Origin of the sequence: Neorhizobium populisoli, from assembly GCF_019430945.1 — a bacterium.
Taxonomy (GTDB): domain Bacteria; phylum Pseudomonadota; class Alphaproteobacteria; order Rhizobiales; family Rhizobiaceae; genus Neorhizobium; species Neorhizobium populisoli.
Map to the genome: position 1 here is coordinate 1 of NZ_JAHYCB010000028.1, position 16,232 is coordinate 16,232.

Below are 16,232 nucleotides of genomic sequence, written 5' to 3' on the forward strand. Positions count from 1 at the left end.
CCGGCTTCGCTTGATCCAACTATCCTTGCTCGGCTGTTGCCGGTTCTGGATGCGTCATGATCGCCTTTCCGCCCGGGGTGAAGGTGTGGATTGCGGGCGGCGTGACGGACATGCGTTGTGGCATGAACAGCCTGGCGCTGAAGGTTCAGCAAGGACTTGGCCGCGATCCGCATGGCGGCGAGGTCTTCTGCTTTCGAGGTCGCAAAGGTGACCTGATCAAGGTCCTATGGCATGACGGCGTCGGCATGTCGCTCTACCTGAAGCGTCTGGAGGCAGGGAAGTTCATCTGGCCGGTTAGCCAGAATGGCTCCGCCGTGCCGGTGTCGGCGGCGCAACTCGGCTATCTTCTGGAAGGGATCGACTGGCGCAATCCACGCTGGACGCAACGACCTGCGACGGCAGGCTGATCGCTACCATTCTACTGTTTTTGTTGGGCTTTCGACCAACCGCATGATAGCTTTCGGCCATGGACGATGCTGCTTCGGAGATAGCCAGGTTACGGGCCGCGCTTGCGGCATCGGAGGCGCGTGCCGCCTCCGCCGAGGCTGATCTCGCGCAGGTGCGAGCCGTCGTAACGACGTCCGAGGCGATGATCCGGCACCTCAAGCTCGAGATCGCCAAGTTGCGTCGCGAGCAATATGGTCAGAGTTCGGAACGACGCGCCCGGCTGATCGACCAGATGGAATTGCAGCTCGAAGAACTTGAGGCCGACGCCACCGAGGACGAGATCGCCGCGGAACGCGTGGCGGCGGAGGTTGTGCAAGTTCCAGCCTTTGAACGCCGCCGCCCGGTCCGCAAGCCGTTTCCCGAGCACCTGCCGCGCGAACGGCTGATCATCGAGGCACCCTCGACCTGCAACTGCTGTGGCTCAGCCCGGATCGTTAAGATGGGCGAGGATATCACCGAGACGCTGGAGGTGATCCCGCGCCAGTGGAAAGTGATCCAGACGGTGCGCGAGAAGTTCACCTGCCGGGACTGCGAGAAGATCAGCCAGTCACCGGCACCTTTCCATGCGACACCACGCGGATGGGCGGGACCGAACCTGCTCGCGACGATCCTGTTCGAGAAGTTCGGCCAGCACCAGCCATTGAACCGCCAGGCCGAGCGCTACGCCAGGGAGGGCGTCGATCTCAGCCTCTCTACGCTGGCCGACCAAGTTGGAGCCTGTGCAACGGCGCTGCAGCCGATTCATGATTTGATCCGCGCCCATGTGCTGGCCGCCGGTCGGCTTCATGGCGACGACACCACCGTGCCGCTGCTGGCCAGGGGTGCAACGAAGCAGGCAAGGTTATGGACGTACGTTCGCGATGATCGTCCCTTCGCGGGCGGCGCGCCTCCTGCGGCACTCTTCTACTTCTCTCCGGATAGGGAGAAGACTCATCCCAACACGCATCTTGCCGGATGGCACGGCATACTGCAGGCGGACGCCTATGGCGGCTACAACGATCTTTATCGCGCCGACCGCCACCCCGCGGCTGTCATCAGCGCGCTCTGCTGGAGCCACGCGCGACGCAAGTTCTTCGAGTTGGCCGACATCGCCGGCAACGTGCGCAAAGGCAAACCTGCCTATGAGATATCGCCTGTCGCGCTTGAAGCAGTGGCCCGTATCGACGCGTTCTTCGAGATCGAGCGCGGCATAAACGGGACGTCCGCAGAGGAACGATTAACTGCCCGACAACAGCATACTCGTCCGCTTGTCGAGGACCTGCACGACTGGCTCATGGCCCAGCGTTCCCAGATGTCGAAGCACAACCCCGTCGCCAAGGCGATCAATTACATGTTCGAGAAGGACGGGCGCTGGGAAGCCTTCACCCGGTTCCTCGACGATGGCAGGCTCTGCATGTCGAACAATGCGGCAGAGCGCGCCCTGCGCGGGATCGCTCTCGGAAGAAAGGCATGGCTATTCGCTGGCTCCCAGCGCGGCGGCGAGCGTGCTGCCTTCATGTATTCCCTGATCGTCACGGCTAAGATGAACGATATCGATCCGCAGGCCTGGTTGGCGGATATCCTCGCCCGCATGCCCAACATTCCCGTATCACGACTGCCGGAACTGCTGCCTTGGAATTGGTCTGCCGCTGGCAGCGGCCGACAGATGGCCGCCTGATGGGCCGCCCGACGTATGTCTACACGATCAGCTACGTCGCCACGCTGATCGGCGAGAATCTCGAACTCATCCAGGAAATCGCCCGCAACTCCGACAATATCGACTATGGCGAGATGATCCATGCCCATGACGGCAGCGAAGAGGGCATCACGACATTCACCGACCGGGGCGTCGAGAGCCTAAAAGAATTCCTCGACGACATCCGCACCTGGGAGGGAGGCATTCGCCAGTTCCTTGCCAACGAGCAATGCGATCAGGAAAAGATCGAGCGCATCATGGCAGACCAGCCAAAATCATAAGCGGTGCGGCCTACGCCGGATGGATACGACACGCCAATTACCAGGCTGGAGCAACTGCTTCTGAGGAGTTGGACACCGCCTGCTGTCCGCGCTCAAGCGGCCTGATCGGCGGCCCTCACCGGACGCTTACAGCTCAGCTTCGATGCGATAGAGTTCACCGATCCGCTTCACGCCTTCCTCTGCAATCGGTGTCGAGCCGGTGCGAGTGATCTCGACCAGCTTGCGACGAGCATGCGCCCAACAGTAGGCGAGTTTGATGTCGGGACCGATACGATCCGGGGCGATCAGCCGATTATATCCAGCGTAGCCGTCGACCTGAAGCACGCCTGTAAACCCTTGCAATATCCGTTCGGCATGCTGCCCGCCACGTCCTGGCGCGTAGATAAAAGCCACGCCGGGTGGAGCACGTCCGCCCCAAGGTCGGTCGTCACGAGCAAGCGCCCAGAAGTATCCGGTCTTGGTTTTGCGGGAGCCGGGATCGAGCACCGGCGCACGGGTCTCATCCATGAACAGCTTGGTCGAGCGCTTCAAATCGGTGATCAGAGCGTCGAAGACCGGACGAAGTTCGAATGCCGCCCTGCCGACCCAATCGGCAAGCGTCGAGCGGTCAAGATCGAGACCCTGGCGGCTCATGATCTGGGCCTGTCGGTAAAGCGGAAGATGATCGGCATATTTGGAGACCAGCACATGGGCGACGGTCGCTTCCGTCGGCAGGCCTGCCTGGATCAGCCGTGCTGGAGCCGGAGCTTGAACGACTCCATCTGTGCAGGCACGGCACGCATATTTGGGGCGACGGGTGACGATCACGCGGAACTGTGCCGGGATCACGTCCAGCCGCTCGGAGACATCCTCGCCGATGCGATGCAGGCAACCGCCGCAGGCGCAGATCAGGCTTTCCGGCTCGATGATCTCCTCCACACGGGGAAGATGCTGAGGCAGAGAGCCGCGATTGGTCGCGCGTGGCCTGGTGGCCCTGTTTCCAGCAGGAGCGTCCGCCTCTTCTTCGGCATGGATCGTGGCCATGGCCGTTTCCAGGTCTTCCAGTGCAAGATCGAACTGGTCGGGATCGGTCTTCTCGGACTTGCGCCCGAAGGCTGCCTGTTTGAAGGCCGCGACCAGCTTCTCAAGCCGTTCGATCCGCTCATTCTTGCGGGCAATCTGGGCATCCTTGCCTGCTTCGCTTAGCCGCGCCGCAATCAACATCGCCTTCAGGGCAGCAACATCATCGGGAAGATCGGCGGTATCGAGCATGGCCAGAACCTACCAAATCCCGGCCCGTTTTGCCTTCGGAATCTATCGTGCTGAGTCATCGTGCCGCAGCTATTCGATAGCCTCCGGCGTCCTCGTCTGGACGGCATGAACCCGCCGCCAATCAAGGCCCGCAAACAGGGCTTCGAACTGGGCGTGGGTCAGCGTCATCAGTCCATCCTTGATGCCAGGCCAGGTGAAGCTGTGCTCTTCCAGCCTCTTGTAGGCCAGCACAATCCCGCTGCCATCCCATTAGATCAGCTTCAACCGGTCCGCCTTGCGCGACCGGAACACGAAGACCGTTCCGGTGAACGGGTCCTTGTGCAGCTCGTTCTTCACCAGCGCCGCCAAGCCGTCATGACCCTTGCGGAAATCCACGGGTTTGGTCGCCACCATTATACGCACGCGGTTCGATGGGAAAATCATGTCGCCGCAGCCAGGGCACGCGCAATGGCAGCTATCCGGGCAGCAGACGCTCCTTCCTCAAGACGGATCGTAACAGAGCCAACGACGATCTCGGGGCGACCAATCGCTTTCGGCGGCGGTTCCGAAACAGGTGGATCGACGATCACCGCCGCGAACTCTACCGCATCCTCCGGTGCAGGCAGGATCAACTTGCCCTGCCGCGCCATCGTCCGCCAGGTGGAAAGGCTGTTCGCTCGCAATCCATAGCGCTGCGCAACTTCATTGACCGTAATGCCGGGCCGCAAACTTTCCGAAACGATCTTCGCCTTGACCTCGTCAGGCCAGTGTCGGTGAACCTCACGTCCAGGCTTGTTGGTTGTGAGAAACTCCAGTGTAGTCTCCATGGAGAAACTCCGTTCTTCATCCATGGATAGGTCGATCACAGATCAGGCGACAGCGGGCAATGTGGGGGCAGAACACCGGTTACAGTAGGCCCATGGCAGCAGGTCATCGATCTGAGTATTTGGATGGCCGTTGACGATCCTGGTGAGGATGTCCGAGAGATAGGCGAGCGGCTCGACATCGTTGAGCTTGGCAGTTTCGACAAGTGACCCGATAGTTGCCCAATGTTCTGCCCCGGTGTCAGAACCGGCAAATAGTGCGTTTTTGCGATTGAGGGCAATCGGCCTGATGGATTGTCCGACGATGTTAGAGTCGATCTCAATACGGCCGTCGTCGACAAAACGGGTCAAGCCTTCCCATCGTGACAAAGCACAAACCTCGGTGCCGAGATTTCAACGGTCGATTGCCGACACCACGTCTAAATGAGAGCCGCCGAAACGTCATAACGGCGAGCCACTTGCGAAACGACCGCTCCGGGTGAGAATGCCGCCGTCAATATCTCGGCACGCTCATCTGCCGACCACCGCCAGCGCCGTTCTGACCACGTCAACAAGACTGCCTGTACCATGGATGCTCAATGCGCTCTTTAGCTCACTCGTAAGAGTGCAAGATCACAGCCGCACGTTTCCCTAACAAGGCGGCCTTCACCGAAGGCATACCCCAAAAAGCATTATCGGACGTATTTGTCATTATAAAGAAATGGCCCAAATCATCGAGCAGAACACCGAAAATCATGTCGAGGAGACCTCAGCGACGTCTCTCAGCACGGCGGCCCGGCGTGATGTTGCCGCGTCGGAGGTGTCGGATGACAGCCCCCTCCCCTCCCTCGCTGGCGAGGACGAGACACCGGCTCATCTCGCCACCCTTGCCGATCGCGCCAAGGGTTATGTCGCAGCGGTGAGCTCCGCCAACACGCGCAAAGCCTGCGCCGCCGACTGGAAGCATTTTTCCGCCTGGTGCCGCCGATCCGGCCTCGCTCCCCTCCCCCCGCATCCGCAAACCGTCGGGCTGTACATCACCGCCTGCGCTTCGGGGGCGGCCGAGCGCGGGATGAAGGCAAACTCGGTATCGACGATCGAGCGTCGGCTGTCCTCATTGTCTTGGAATTACGCCCAGCGCGGCCTGTTACTCGATCGCAGAGACCGGCATATCGCCACGGTGTTATCCGGCATCCGCAAAAGTCACGCGCGCCGTCCCGTGCAGAAGGAGGCGGTACTGGCAGAAGACATCATCGGGATGATCGAGACCCTTGATCGCGGCACGCTTCGCGGTCTGCGCGACCGCGCGATGCTGCTAATTGGTTATGCTGGCGGCCTGCGCCGTTCGGAGATTGTGGTCTCGATATTAAACCAGACCAGACAGAAGACGGGCGGGGCTGGATCGAGATCCTCGATCAAGGCATGCTCGTTACCCTTCGCGGCAAAACCGGATGGCGCGAAGTTGAGGTGGGGCGAGGATCCTCTGATGCCACCTGCCCGGTCGCGTCGGTCGAGACCTGGATCAAGATCGCCCGACTGGCCCACGGCCCGCTGTTCCGACGGGTTACGGGCCAGGGCAAAGCTGTCGGGTCGAAGCGGCTGAATGACAAGGAAGTGGCGCGACTGGTGAAGCGGACGGCTATGGCCGCAGGCGTGCGCGACGATCTCAGCGAGATCGAGCGAGTCTTCAAGTTCTCCGGCCACTCCCTTCGCGCAGGTCTCGCCTCGTCCGCCGAGGTCGACGAACGCTACGTTCAGAAGCAACTTGGCCATGTATCGGCGGAGATGACCCGAAGATATCAGCGGCGGCGTGATCGCTTCCGGATCAATTTGACCAAAGCTGCTGGTCTATAGAGCCTCAGATCGGGTTGAAAAATTGCCTGTTTCGCAACGTTGTAAAAATCAGCCGCAAAATCGAAACTAAAATCGGGAATTTTGCGACAACTTCGAATTAATGAAGAATTTACATTAAATTTAATCAGATTTTTTATGTCCTATTGGGTGGACACAAGAGGGCCTAAGGATTCGTTGCTGATTTCCTTGTACCTGCAACAAGATCGGAAGCTACCCATGTCCCACAATGTTGTAAAGCATGCTCTTGCCTTAGCCGTTTTCGCTGCAAGCACGTCGTTCGCATTCAGCCAGTCAGTTTCGAACGGAGAAATGTTCGATCCTGGTGCCGCTGCAAAGGGGATCACCTATTCTCGGGAAGCCTGTGCTGATCTCGAAACGCAGGATACCGCAGTTTGGGTTGAAGCGGCAGGCGAGCACTACTGCCTTAGATATTTTGCCGCCAACCTAAAGCCTGATAGCAACCCTATTGCGGCGCTTTGGCTCCACGGCGACATCATGGGCGCTCATGAGAGCCCGCCAGATAAGCGCCTCAAGGGGTTGGGTGTCGATGCCATGATCAGGCAGCAACAAAGACTTTCCGAGCGATTTGGAGTTCCTTTCATTTTTCTCGGTCGTCCCGGAAGTTACGGCAGTGCAGGCCGGCATTACACGATGCGGGAACGACAGATAGAAGCTGATATCGTCACCGCTGGTATAGACGCACTCAAGAAAAGGTACGGGATTGCACGATGGGCTGTGGGTGGACATAGCGGCGGCGGAATCCTTGTCGCAGAAATGCTCAACCACAGAACTGATATCCAGTGCGCGATATTGTCTTCGGCATCCGGTGCTTTTCGGGACTACCTAGCCACTTACAATAGCCCTGACACGAACAATCCTATCGTCCTCGATCCTATTGCGTCGCTGAACAGCGTACCTCCCGATGATCAGCGGCGGGTTTTTGATGTTTTTGATCCTCGCGACACCAATGTGAAATTTGCCGTCCACCAGAAATATGACGATGCCTTACAAACGCAGGGGGTTAAGGCCGAAATCCTCTCACTGGAGAAGGCTCTTGCTCCAGACTATCATGATATGGTCGACTTCGGTGAGACGGCTACAGGCATGTGCGCGGCCGATAAAACGGACGCCGACATTATCAAGGCGCTGAAGGACATGCGTTCCCAGGAGAGCCGCAAAACGAACTAACGTGACCGGCACGGGTTCGCAAAACTCCTAAGTTCCGCGACAGCGATCAACGTTGCCGCCACAACGCCGCCGTAGTGGATCTCAATCCGCCTCACCCCTGCTCTCCGGGGTAGGGCCTGGCCTCGCTCTTGAGAATGCCGACAGTGATTCCGCCCATCGTTCCGCAAGCAATGCAATTACGAGCTGCTCACCCCGAAGAGACAGGCGTTCAATCCATTCGGGCTGCATGGCCGAGAAGTTGGTCGGATATCCGACTACGCTCTCTCGGGAGACCAGATCGACGGGTGGTGCAAGCAATCTGTCATCGAGCTGGCCCAAATAGGGTAGTAGGAAGCCCTTGAGCTGCCCGGCGTCCAGCAGGTCATACAGCCGCTTCATCGACTGATTCTGTGCGCGGGCGAAAATGCTCTCGAACGTTGCTTTCAGTCGGGGAAAGAACATCGACGCGGGATCGCCTACATCGAGGGCATCGCCGGCGCGGCAGGCGATGATCCGGTCGTGAACCCCGACGTCCAGGCTTATGGTCGGGTCTCTATCGGGCCAAAGTACGGACAGGCCCAGATTGTCGTAGACGCCGCCATCGGTCAGCGTGACTCGCTGGGCTGCCGTCTGTCCCTTCTTCTCGAACATCATCCATTGATCAATCGCGGGAAGAGCAAGCGGATAGGCAGCTGAAGCCGAAACCGCCTCAGCTAGATCGACGCCCACGGACGAAGCCGATCCGTACCGCCAGCAGTGAATCCGTTCGGCCGTGAAATAGATAGCGGCCTTGGCTCTAAGTTCGCAGGCGACCACCACCAGTCGTGGACGGTCTGGACGCAGGTCGGTTAACTTACGGTGTCCCAACGCTTGGCTGAACGTACGTCGCAAAATGGTCGTTCGGCTAGCCCTCCGGACAACCGGCGAAATCCGCAGCCAAGTCCAACCTTGAACACGGGCTTTCACGGGGAATAGCAGACATCTCGCGAGGAGGGCAAGGGTCCGATCCAGCAGTAAGAGAGCGAAGGTCGCTATCGCCTTCAGTCCTTCCAAGGTCGTAAGGGCTGTTGCGATTGATGGCCATAAAAAGCCAGACCGCAGCAACTCGCGGGTGCGGCGCTCGAATGCTTCGAAATCGCCGGGATGGCTGCAGTACAGGCTTGCGATCACACTTCCCCCGGACACGGCCGAGATCGTCGAAATCCGGTCGATCAGTCCAGCTTTGTGCAAGGCACGTAGACAGCCAAGGTGAAACGCCACCGCTCGCGATCCACCGCCGGACAGCGCAAGGCCGATCCGGCCAAAATCGTCGGGCAGGTCTGAAGGACCGTCAGCCGGCTCCATGGCTAAGAACACCCTCCAGTTGACCGCGCTCGGCCCAACCTATCCTAAACCACGTCTCCTCCGCGCCGGTGATCATCATGGCGAACGGCGATCCAGTCGGCTCGAGGTGGGAACTCAGGTGCCCGAACACCTTTTCATCATCGCTGCTTGGCCGGGCCGCAACATGTTGCGGGTGGCTATGCCATTCGCCGATATATTTAAGACGACCTGCTGTCGACTTCGCAAGCTGCTCGACCAGAGGCTGCAAATCTTTCACCCCGCGGATGAAGTAGGTCGGCGCCTGTCTGCTGTCCGAAGGGGCGGGAAGCGCAGCAAGAGCGTGGACCACGCCACGCACGACGTCGTAGGTTCCCAATAGTACGCCGCCGGTTTCATTTGGGCTGCATTTCCCACGTAGCGTCCGAACGGTGTCGAGGACGTGTCCGGACACGGTAATCTTGATTTGGCCCGCCTCGAATCTTTGCACTCCGTGAAGTCTGAGCGGGACAGGTATGACCCCGCCGCTGACGGAATCCAGCCTCCAAATGTTCGCGATTGCCGCGTCTTTTGCTAAAAGCTCTATGAGCTTTCCACTCCCGAGTCCGCTTAGCATCTGAACACGCCAAGGCGGCAGCGGGCGTGAGAGATCCTGACAGGCATTTGCGTAGCGAATCCTGTCCAGCCGAGCCGCTGCCAAATGCCCATCTAGGCGACGATCCGTGGCCACCTTTAAGAAGTATTGCGCCTCGATCTCGTCGATCCGGAGCGCTCGTTTCCTATCCTCGGCAAGCAATACAAGGTCTGATCCATCCGGGCTGAAAAACAGGCTCGCAGCCCGTGTTAGGTCGCTCTCCGCCAGATGCCCGACGACGGCGGGGGATGCGCTGAAGTCGACCGTCAGGTCGGCCTCCTTCATCGCTGAAGCGATCTGGTCCTTTTTATCCCCGGGCCGCAGGAGATTTTCGACAATACCGGTGACGCCGCTCTGCGCTAGTACCTGATTGGATTCGGCGGCAAGCACGAGCGCTTTTGGGTAGCCGACCCAGGGATTGGTCTGGATCTGGCGCACGGTGTTGTGGGGCAGGACGTCGTCATCGTCGATGATGGTCCATTCACCAATGCCGGCCCGTACAGTGTTCATCACCACGTTAGAGCCGATAGCCCCGGCACCGATCCCCACCAGCTTTAAATCCGGAGCATCCCCCCTGCCGGCGTAGACGCGGGCGGTGGCGCGATCGAGCCTCTGGACAACGCGCCATCCAGGCATCGGTATCAACGTCAAATCGGTGAGGGGTCTCGCGCTCAGCAGTGCAGGCGTCGTGATCGAGCCCCCTTCCTGCACGACGGTAAAAGTCGCGCCGAGTGTCTCGCCGAAGACCGCCAGCGTCTCGCCGCCGGTATAAGCCCAGACCTCCAACGCTTCGTCGGGTCCATCTTCTGCTCGACGCATGGGAATGGCGAATATAAGGAGCAGGTGGCGCTCGTGCGCCCGGACCGTCTGATCTCCCTGAGCCAACCATTGTCGTAGGTCGGCGACAAGATCGATGCTGAACGTCTCAAGTAGGGTTTGCAGCGCGCCGAGATCGTATGGACGGCGTCCCAGAGCGCGGTGCACTTGGTGTGGCAGTTCACGGTGGAAGATTGCGAATCCGGTGTCTACCACCCCTAGTTCCGGCGCCGTGTCGGACATCAGCAACGTGTAGGTGCCCGCGTCCTTGAAAGACTTCTCGATATGCCACGGGCCCCTTATGGCGCCGGGCGGGATGACGAGAGTATGCGATGTCATCGGTATCAAAGGTTCTAGCGGTTGATCGTCACCGTGCAACTTCCCGCTGGCCATCAGGGTGAACCAGGCTCGGATACGCTCGATCAGCATCTGGCCGGTCAAGGTGCTCGACAGATCGGGCCAGCCTTCCTCCCATATGCATAAGCCGAGACCATCAGCACTACGATCGAGACTGGTATGGACCTGGCCCAAAGGGAAATCTTCACGAAGCGAACGGACGGACGGCTCAATGCTGTCATCTTCGGTGAAGAAGAGGAGCCGTATTGGTTCCTGTGGAAGAATTGCGACCCGGCGGTCCTGCGCAAGCTCCGGCTCTACTTCGATATCAACGACATCCGCCACGCCGTCACGATGGGCGGACAGGAGACTGCAATACGGATGGTCGACCGACGTCGTAATGTAACGAACGACGGATCGAGCAAGACGGGATCGGAGTTCTTCAGCCTCATTGGGCACGGCTCAGGCACCCGCCCGAGGCGCTGCGTTGCTAATGAGTGCTGAGGTGCCGCCAGCGACCTTGCGGACTTTTGAACCGTCGCCGCCGATCTCGATCACAATTGGCTTCGGCTTGGACTTGCTCGGATGCTCCATCGAAACGATCCATTCGCCGCCAAGGTCCTTGGCCACCTGCTTATAGTAGTTGGCGGCCTGACGATGGGGCGGCTGGACAGTGTCCTCACTAGGAATTGGGCAGCTTGTCGAGATCAGGCGGCCGCCGGCCTGACCCTGCGTCTCGTACAGCCACTTAAGGCGGTCGACGGGGATGGTCTTCTCTTCGCCTTTCTCGTCGGACAGCGACAGGTAGCTGGAGTGATGCGGCACGTTGTTGATGTCCCACTCAAGCCTCTCGTTATTCTTATGATACTGTGTGATCCGCACGATGTCGTCGATCACTTCGTGTGGCACGTCGGCGGACAGGATCATCTTCGTCGTGCGATCGTCTACCTGGAACGTCGCCTGCATGAAAAGCGCCGAACCGTTGCGATACTCGACCTTGTCGCCGCAGGTCTCAGCGAACGGTGAATGCACGAAGAACTCGACGCCGTCATGCTCGAGATTGAACTCGGGGCACAGCGTACCGGCGTCGCTGATCAGGTTCCTGCGCTTCGCGGGGTCTAAGTCATTGTCGATCAGGAACTGATCGAGCTTCTCGGGCCGTCCGAACACCCGGATGCCTTTGCCCTCCTTGAACCGATGCCTGGCTTCCGCACGCAGCGTCCGCGCTTGCCCCTTCACGCCGGTTTCAAGAATCGCGGTTGCCGGAACCCACATCGTCTTGATCTTGATGCGGCTTCCGCCTTGGTATTTTGCCGCGTGCTCGAGATGGAACACCTCCTTAGCGCGAGCGCAGTGATCGGTGTCTAGATGGGTGAAAGCGACGACATCTATTTCCTTATCGTCACCGAGACAGTCGCGTAGCTCCTGCTCCAAATCACATCGTAGATCATCATCGTCGTCAGGATCGCGCATGTCGGCAAAGTCGAACAGCGCCCGCCGCCCGTTAGTGAGTTCGATGAGACAGGTATCGGCGTTTCCAATCGGGAAAAAGCGAACAACGTGCATGCCACCTCCTCGCGGCATCGATCATGCCGCCTCAGAGTGAACATAAGTCGAACAAGAGATGATTCCAACCCCACCATAGATTTCGCGGTGTATATCCAAACCATGTTGGTTGGGCGAGCGAGCACTAGCGACAACTCCGGTAAACAAGGCCATGACGGGCCATCGCGTTTACACGAGCTTGTCCATATCGATGCCCGGAACGGAGCGGTGCGTTTAATGTCCGGTTGGGGCGGTAGAAGCCATGCTCGCCTTTCGCAGAAGTCTCGAACAACGGCCCGGAAATATTGCGCTGCTTGGCAACGGCAGCACCGCGGGGCTGCACGACTCTACCTACGACTTCAACGATGCAGCGATTCCCTACGGGGTCGCCTACTGGACGAGATTGATCGAAGCATCCATGCCGTTGCAGAACCCCTGATTTTGCAGTGCTGCAAAAGTCCCCCTACTATGCCGGACAAACCTTGGGATTTTAGCGACGGCTTGACGAATCGGCACTTGGCCGACAATCTTGTCTTGGCGTGGCCTGCGCCCAACCTCCTAGACCTTCCCCAGCATGGTCTTGAACGGAGGCAAAGGGACTTCTGTCTCGGGTCGCTTGTCTTGGTCCGATCGTACCGGATGGGTTGCTGGGGAACTGCGTTCGGGACGTGAAAGGCCAGACTATGACCCAAAACGGAAATCTTAAACGCCGTGTGCGTGCCCGTGCTGCCAAAACCGGCGAATCTTACACCGCAGCTCTCCAACATATCCGCCAACCTTCGGACGAGCCTGCGATCCGTTCAATACGGATGGCTGTAGCCCAAACATCCCTGTTCAATGATCCCCGTGACGTTGCGGCGCTTCATGCCAGTGGAACGGAGATGCGCAGCCTCATGCGTGACGCCCATAGGGCCGGGGCTCGCCTTTTACATTTCCCGGAAGGGACAACCTGCTGGCCACATAAACGGATCATGTCCGAAACCGGACCGAGAGAAATCGGGCCTTCCGATTGGACGCGCTTCGAATGGGGAGCTTTGCGCGAGGAACTGGAAGAGACCAGAAGACTCGCGAGCGAGCTTAAACTCTGGACGATATTCGGCTCTGTTCATGAGCTCTCCTCGCCGCATCGGCCGCACAACAGCCTGTATGTTGTTTCCGATCGTGGGGAGCTGGTGACGCGCTACGATGAGCGCCTGCTATCGAACACGAAAATCTCGTTCATGTACTCGCCTGGGAAGACCCCCGTGACTTTTGAGGTGGACGGGTTCCGTTTCGGCTGCGCGGTCGGCATGGAAGCGCACTATCCCGAAATTTTCCTCGAATACGAGAAGCTCAATGTCGATTGCGTCCTGTTCTCGACAGCAGGAGAAACCGCTTCTGGTGCTCCGGCATTTGCTGCTGAGGTGTTGGGGCATGCCGCAAGCAATACCTTTTGGATCAGCTTTTCCACTCTCGCACCCCAGAGCACGACCACTCCCTCGGGAATCGCTTCGGCGGATGGTCAGTGGGCAGTGCAGTGCCCTATGAACGGGTTACCCGCTATCGCTGTCGCGGATATCGAAACCAACCCGGAGAGTCTTGCGCGGCCGTGGCGGAGAAAGGCTCGCAACGATCTCTACAATCCTCACCATATAGAAGGTGATCCGAGAAGTGATGACAGAAACCTAATTTAGCTGATCATCAATAATCGGGGCCGGCCTTCGGCCCCGATTACACGTTCATGTCGCGAAAATCCTGATTTTGCAGCACTGCAAAAGTCAGGCTAACATGTCGAGCGAAATTCGGGATTTTAGCGACATCAAACGATCGAAGGCTTCCCATGCGTGTTGTCATTTCTGTGCTGATCGGCGTTCTAATTTGCCTTCCGGCAGGAAACGCCAGATCTTAGCCGTGGCAAAACGTTGATCCAGCTATCGCCGGCTGGTCTATCGAAAGCCTGAAGGCGGCCCAGAACTATGCCGCCGATCTCCAGCCCACAGCCGTCATGGTGGTGCAGAACGGCAAAGTGATCGCCAGTTGGGACAATGTATCTCTGAGAGTGAATGTTGCATCTGTTCGCAAGAGCTTGCTTAGCGCTCTTTACGACATCGCGGTTTCAGAGGGCCGGATCGGTCTTGCCGGCACCCTTGTCGATCTTGGCATTGACGATAGGCCGCCGTCCCTCTCGGCGGCCGAGAAGCAGGCGACCGTGCGCGACCTTCTTACGGCGCGGTCTGGAATTTATCATCCCGCCGCCCATGAAACCGGCGAAATGCGGCGGAACAGACCTGAAGCGACGCAGGATGGTTGAGAACATCCGCGTTCTCAGCGCTCAGGACTTTTCGTGTGTTCGCATCAAGAACGAAATGAGCCTGACCGGCTGCCGCCTGAGCAACGTGGGTGGTTAAACTTGATCGCTTGGCCGCGTAGCTGGTACGAGCGGCAGAGCGGCGCATTACTAATGCCTAGAACTCCGAGGGAGCGCAAGCATCGTGGTCCATCAACCGCCTCCGGGCGTCTTTAGTTTGAACTGATAATCGCAAAAGCTGTGACAAGGGCATGGGGATAGATGGCAAAAGAGACGACATGCCCAATGGTGGCATTGACCCGGAAGCAAAATTACGCTCCGCTCGGCGAACGGGTCGACAACCACCCGAGGCAGATTTCGGACCTGGATAGACGGATGAAGCAAGCCCTCATCACGCCGCCAGCATTTGCTCTACGACAAAAGCCACGGGGCCGGCCGCCGAAATATAAACAATTCTCCCTTGCGTCCACGTCGGCATAAGTGAGGAATTTTACTTCGGCGCTCCGGAGGAAAAGTACGCGGCGTTGACACTGATATCCGGTTTCGGCCCCGAGCAGACCTTGGCAGTGGGAATTGGTCGTGTTCAAATGCCAATCACAGGAGGGTCGCTATGCCCAAGGTCGAGATCACTGCTGTTCCGCTGCAGAAAGGAACGGGCTATCCGCCCGAATTCAACGCCGCAAGTGCCGAACGATTGCGTCGACGTCTCGGTGACGCGGGCGGACTGGCGGATTTCGGTGTCAACCTCACAAGCCTGCCACCGGGCAACTGGTCGAGCCAGCGACACTGGCATTCCCACGAAGACGAGTTCATCTACCTAATCGAGGGTGAACTGACGCTCGTCGACGATTCAGGTGAAACAGTGCTTCGTGCGGGCGACTGCGCGGCCTTTCCGAAGGGGACCCGCAATGGCCACCACATGATCAACAAGTCAGAGGAAGTGGCGGTCTACCTGGAAATCGGATCGCGCCATCGAGATGATCTAACGACCTGTTCCGATGTCGACATGATGAGCGCCAACGCCGATGGCCGGTTTGTTCATAAGGATGGCACGCCGTACTGAGAAACTTGAAGAGCGACCAGGTATACGACCGAGCGGGACCGTTGGTCGGGCTTTGTGTTGATCCTGAAGCGGTTGACTGAAGACAGGTTCCGATGGACGCGCCGAGGGGTTCCTGTCGACCGAGCAACTACACTGGATTGTCGACAGGATCGATATCGATGATTCGCCATCCGGTGCGACCAACGCCGGTGTAACGCAGCCGATTGCGTTCACCGTTTCAGGCAACAGCATAGCTTGCCTGTCCTGACCGCACTCAAGTCGTGGCTCGACAATATCGCGCCGAAGGTCGTGCCGGATACCAAGCTAGGCGATGCCGTGTCCTACACCCTGAACCAATGGGATTACCTGACGCGCTACATCAGCGACGGCAGGATGTCGATCGATAACAACATTCTGGAACGCGACATCAGAGTTTTGCGACCGGAAGAAAATCATGGCTGTTCAGCAATGCCGCTGACGGAGCCAGGGCAAGCGCCGTTATCTATAGTCTGATGACGCTAGCGGCACATGGCAGGCCCGAAACTCAGGCCGACGATGAGGCTAAAGTCCCACGGCACTCGGACTTAAGCCGTATGGAAACGGTCGCCATGGTTCCTGTCTGCCCTTTAAACTCTAGGAGGCCGTGCCACGAGCACAACGTCAGTTCGCGCCGTGGGCTCAACGCTTCCGCGAACTGAGGTGCAAAAGATCTGTCAGGAAGGCAAGACTGCCGCCACCTTTGGGCAGGCTATCGTAGTGTCACCGTACCTCTTCGACGATGAGCGGCAAGCGATC

General features: G+C 58.7%; 13 protein-coding genes and 5 pseudogenes. 10 read left to right on the forward strand and 8 right to left on the reverse strand.

Going from position 1 to position 16,232, the window contains the following annotated elements:
- Positions 1 to 56 precede the first annotated feature (56 nt).
- Genes tnpB (KX729_RS32325) through KX729_RS32335 form a run of 3 tightly spaced genes read left to right on the forward strand, consistent with a single transcriptional unit; the run spans position 57 to position 2,403 of the window.
- Positions 57 to 407 carry an IS66 family insertion sequence element accessory protein TnpB gene (gene tnpB, locus KX729_RS32325; protein WP_010009780.1) on the forward strand — a complete coding sequence of 117 codons (351 nt, stop codon included), beginning with the start codon at positions 57 to 59 and terminating at the stop codon, positions 405 to 407.
- A 59-nt stretch (positions 408 to 466) separates the two neighbouring features.
- Positions 467 to 2,104: an IS66 family transposase gene (tnpC, locus tag KX729_RS32330; protein WP_219746549.1), complete on the forward strand. Its 1,638-nt coding sequence runs from the start codon at positions 467 to 469 to the stop codon at positions 2,102 to 2,104.
- A complete protein-coding gene (locus KX729_RS32335; protein WP_219746550.1) occupies positions 2,104 to 2,403 on the forward strand; it encodes a hypothetical protein in 300 nt (99 codons plus the stop codon). Before tnpC (KX729_RS32330) ends, KX729_RS32335 begins: the two co-directional genes overlap by 1 nt.
- Positions 2,404 to 2,532: 129 nt before the next feature.
- Here the strand turns inward: KX729_RS32335 and tnpC (KX729_RS32340) are convergent.
- From tnpC (KX729_RS32340) to KX729_RS34755, 5 genes and pseudogenes are all read right to left on the reverse strand, one after another.
- Positions 2,533 to 3,654 (reverse strand): annotated as a pseudogene (gene tnpC / locus KX729_RS32340) (IS66 family transposase); the annotation flags it as partial.
- A 69-nt stretch (positions 3,655 to 3,723) separates the two neighbouring features.
- Positions 3,724 to 4,077: pseudogene (gene tnpB / locus KX729_RS32345) on the reverse strand (IS66 family insertion sequence element accessory protein TnpB).
- A complete protein-coding gene (gene tnpA, locus KX729_RS32350; protein ID WP_219746551.1) occupies positions 4,074 to 4,484 on the reverse strand; it encodes an IS66-like element accessory protein TnpA in 411 nt (136 codons plus the stop codon). Before tnpA ends, tnpB (KX729_RS32345) begins: the two are co-directional and overlap by 4 nt.
- 18 nt (positions 4,485 to 4,502) lie before the next feature.
- A pseudogene (locus KX729_RS32355) lies at positions 4,503 to 4,829 on the reverse strand (transposase domain-containing protein); the annotation flags it as partial.
- 47 nt (positions 4,830 to 4,876) lie between these two features.
- Positions 4,877 to 5,026: a transposase gene (locus KX729_RS34755; RefSeq protein ID WP_376776116.1), complete on the reverse strand. Its 150-nt coding sequence runs from the start codon at positions 5,024 to 5,026 to the stop codon at positions 4,877 to 4,879.
- Positions 5,027 to 5,157: 131 nt separating this feature from the next.
- On the opposite strand from KX729_RS34755, the pseudogene KX729_RS32365 reads away from it, so the two are divergent.
- Positions 5,158 to 6,290, forward strand: a pseudogene (locus tag KX729_RS32365) (tyrosine-type recombinase/integrase).
- 216 nt (positions 6,291 to 6,506) lie between these two features.
- The gene (locus tag KX729_RS32370; protein WP_219746553.1) at positions 6,507 to 7,478 is read left to right on the forward strand and encodes an alpha/beta hydrolase family protein; all 972 of its coding nucleotides are present in this window, start codon (positions 6,507 to 6,509) and stop codon (positions 7,476 to 7,478) included.
- 81 nt (positions 7,479 to 7,559) lie between these two features.
- On the opposite strand, the gene KX729_RS32375 is transcribed toward KX729_RS32370, so the two are convergent.
- Genes KX729_RS32375 through mblB form a run of 3 tightly spaced genes read right to left on the reverse strand, consistent with a single transcriptional unit; the run spans position 7,560 to position 12,129 of the window.
- Positions 7,560 to 8,801 carry a patatin-like phospholipase family protein gene (locus KX729_RS32375; protein WP_219746554.1) on the reverse strand — a complete coding sequence of 414 codons (1,242 nt, stop codon included), beginning with the start codon at positions 8,799 to 8,801 and terminating at the stop codon, positions 7,560 to 7,562.
- Positions 8,788 to 11,022, reverse strand: a complete 2,235-nt coding sequence (gene cap2-3 / locus KX729_RS34505) for an anti-phage 6A-MBL system cap2_3 protein (protein WP_219746555.1) — start codon at positions 11,020 to 11,022, stop codon at positions 8,788 to 8,790. Before cap2-3 ends, KX729_RS32375 begins: the two co-directional genes overlap by 14 nt.
- 3 nt (positions 11,023 to 11,025) lie before the next feature.
- Positions 11,026 to 12,129, reverse strand: a complete 1,104-nt coding sequence (mblB, locus tag KX729_RS32385) for an anti-phage 6A-MBL system MBL-fold protein (protein ID WP_219746556.1) — start codon at positions 12,127 to 12,129, stop codon at positions 11,026 to 11,028.
- A 241-nt stretch (positions 12,130 to 12,370) separates the two neighbouring features.
- Here mblB and KX729_RS32390 point away from each other — a divergent pair, with 241 nt between their 5' ends.
- The 5 genes and pseudogenes from KX729_RS32390 to KX729_RS32415 all read left to right on the forward strand — a co-directional run.
- Positions 12,371 to 12,547, forward strand: a complete 177-nt coding sequence (locus tag KX729_RS32390) for a hypothetical protein (RefSeq protein ID WP_219746557.1) — start codon at positions 12,371 to 12,373, stop codon at positions 12,545 to 12,547.
- Between the two features lie 244 nt (positions 12,548 to 12,791).
- Complete coding sequence (locus tag KX729_RS32395; protein ID WP_219746558.1) at positions 12,792 to 13,781, forward strand: carbon-nitrogen hydrolase family protein; 990 nt, start codon at positions 12,792 to 12,794, stop codon at positions 13,779 to 13,781.
- A 311-nt stretch (positions 13,782 to 14,092) separates the two neighbouring features.
- Positions 14,093 to 14,398 (forward strand): serine hydrolase, encoded by a 306-nt coding sequence (locus KX729_RS34095; RefSeq protein WP_246618035.1) that lies wholly within the window; start codon positions 14,093 to 14,095, stop codon positions 14,396 to 14,398.
- Between the two features lie 607 nt (positions 14,399 to 15,005).
- Entirely contained in the window at positions 15,006 to 15,458 is a 453-nt protein-coding gene (locus KX729_RS32410; RefSeq protein WP_219746559.1) for a cupin domain-containing protein, read from the forward strand.
- A 198-nt stretch (positions 15,459 to 15,656) separates the two neighbouring features.
- A pseudogene (locus KX729_RS32415) lies at positions 15,657 to 15,952 on the forward strand (IS66 family transposase); the annotation flags it as partial.
- Positions 15,953 to 16,232 lie beyond the last annotated feature (280 nt).

Coding starts and splice junctions, on each gene's coding strand:
- KX729_RS34755 (WP_376776116.1), bottom strand. CDS start 5,026: ATGGTACAGGCAGTCTTGTTGACGTGGTCAGAACGGCGCTGGCGGTGG.
- tnpC (WP_219746549.1), top strand. CDS start 467: ATGGACGATGCTGCTTCGGAGATAGCCAGGTTACGGGCCGCGCTTGCG.
- tnpB (WP_010009780.1), top strand. CDS start 57: ATGATCGCCTTTCCGCCCGGGGTGAAGGTGTGGATTGCGGGCGGCGTG.
- KX729_RS32370 (WP_219746553.1), top strand. CDS start 6,507: ATGTCCCACAATGTTGTAAAGCATGCTCTTGCCTTAGCCGTTTTCGCT.
- mblB (WP_219746556.1), bottom strand. CDS start 12,129: ATGCACGTTGTTCGCTTTTTCCCGATTGGAAACGCCGATACCTGTCTC.
- KX729_RS32335 (WP_219746550.1), top strand. CDS start 2,104: ATGGGCCGCCCGACGTATGTCTACACGATCAGCTACGTCGCCACGCTG.
- KX729_RS34095 (WP_246618035.1), top strand. CDS start 14,093: ATGGTGGTGCAGAACGGCAAAGTGATCGCCAGTTGGGACAATGTATCT.
- tnpA (WP_219746551.1), bottom strand. CDS start 4,484: ATGGATGAAGAACGGAGTTTCTCCATGGAGACTACACTGGAGTTTCTC.
- KX729_RS32375 (WP_219746554.1), bottom strand. CDS start 8,801: ATGGAGCCGGCTGACGGTCCTTCAGACCTGCCCGACGATTTTGGCCGG.
- KX729_RS32410 (WP_219746559.1), top strand. CDS start 15,006: ATGCCCAAGGTCGAGATCACTGCTGTTCCGCTGCAGAAAGGAACGGGC.
- KX729_RS32395 (WP_219746558.1), top strand. CDS start 12,792: ATGACCCAAAACGGAAATCTTAAACGCCGTGTGCGTGCCCGTGCTGCC.
- KX729_RS32390 (WP_219746557.1), top strand. CDS start 12,371: ATGCTCGCCTTTCGCAGAAGTCTCGAACAACGGCCCGGAAATATTGCG.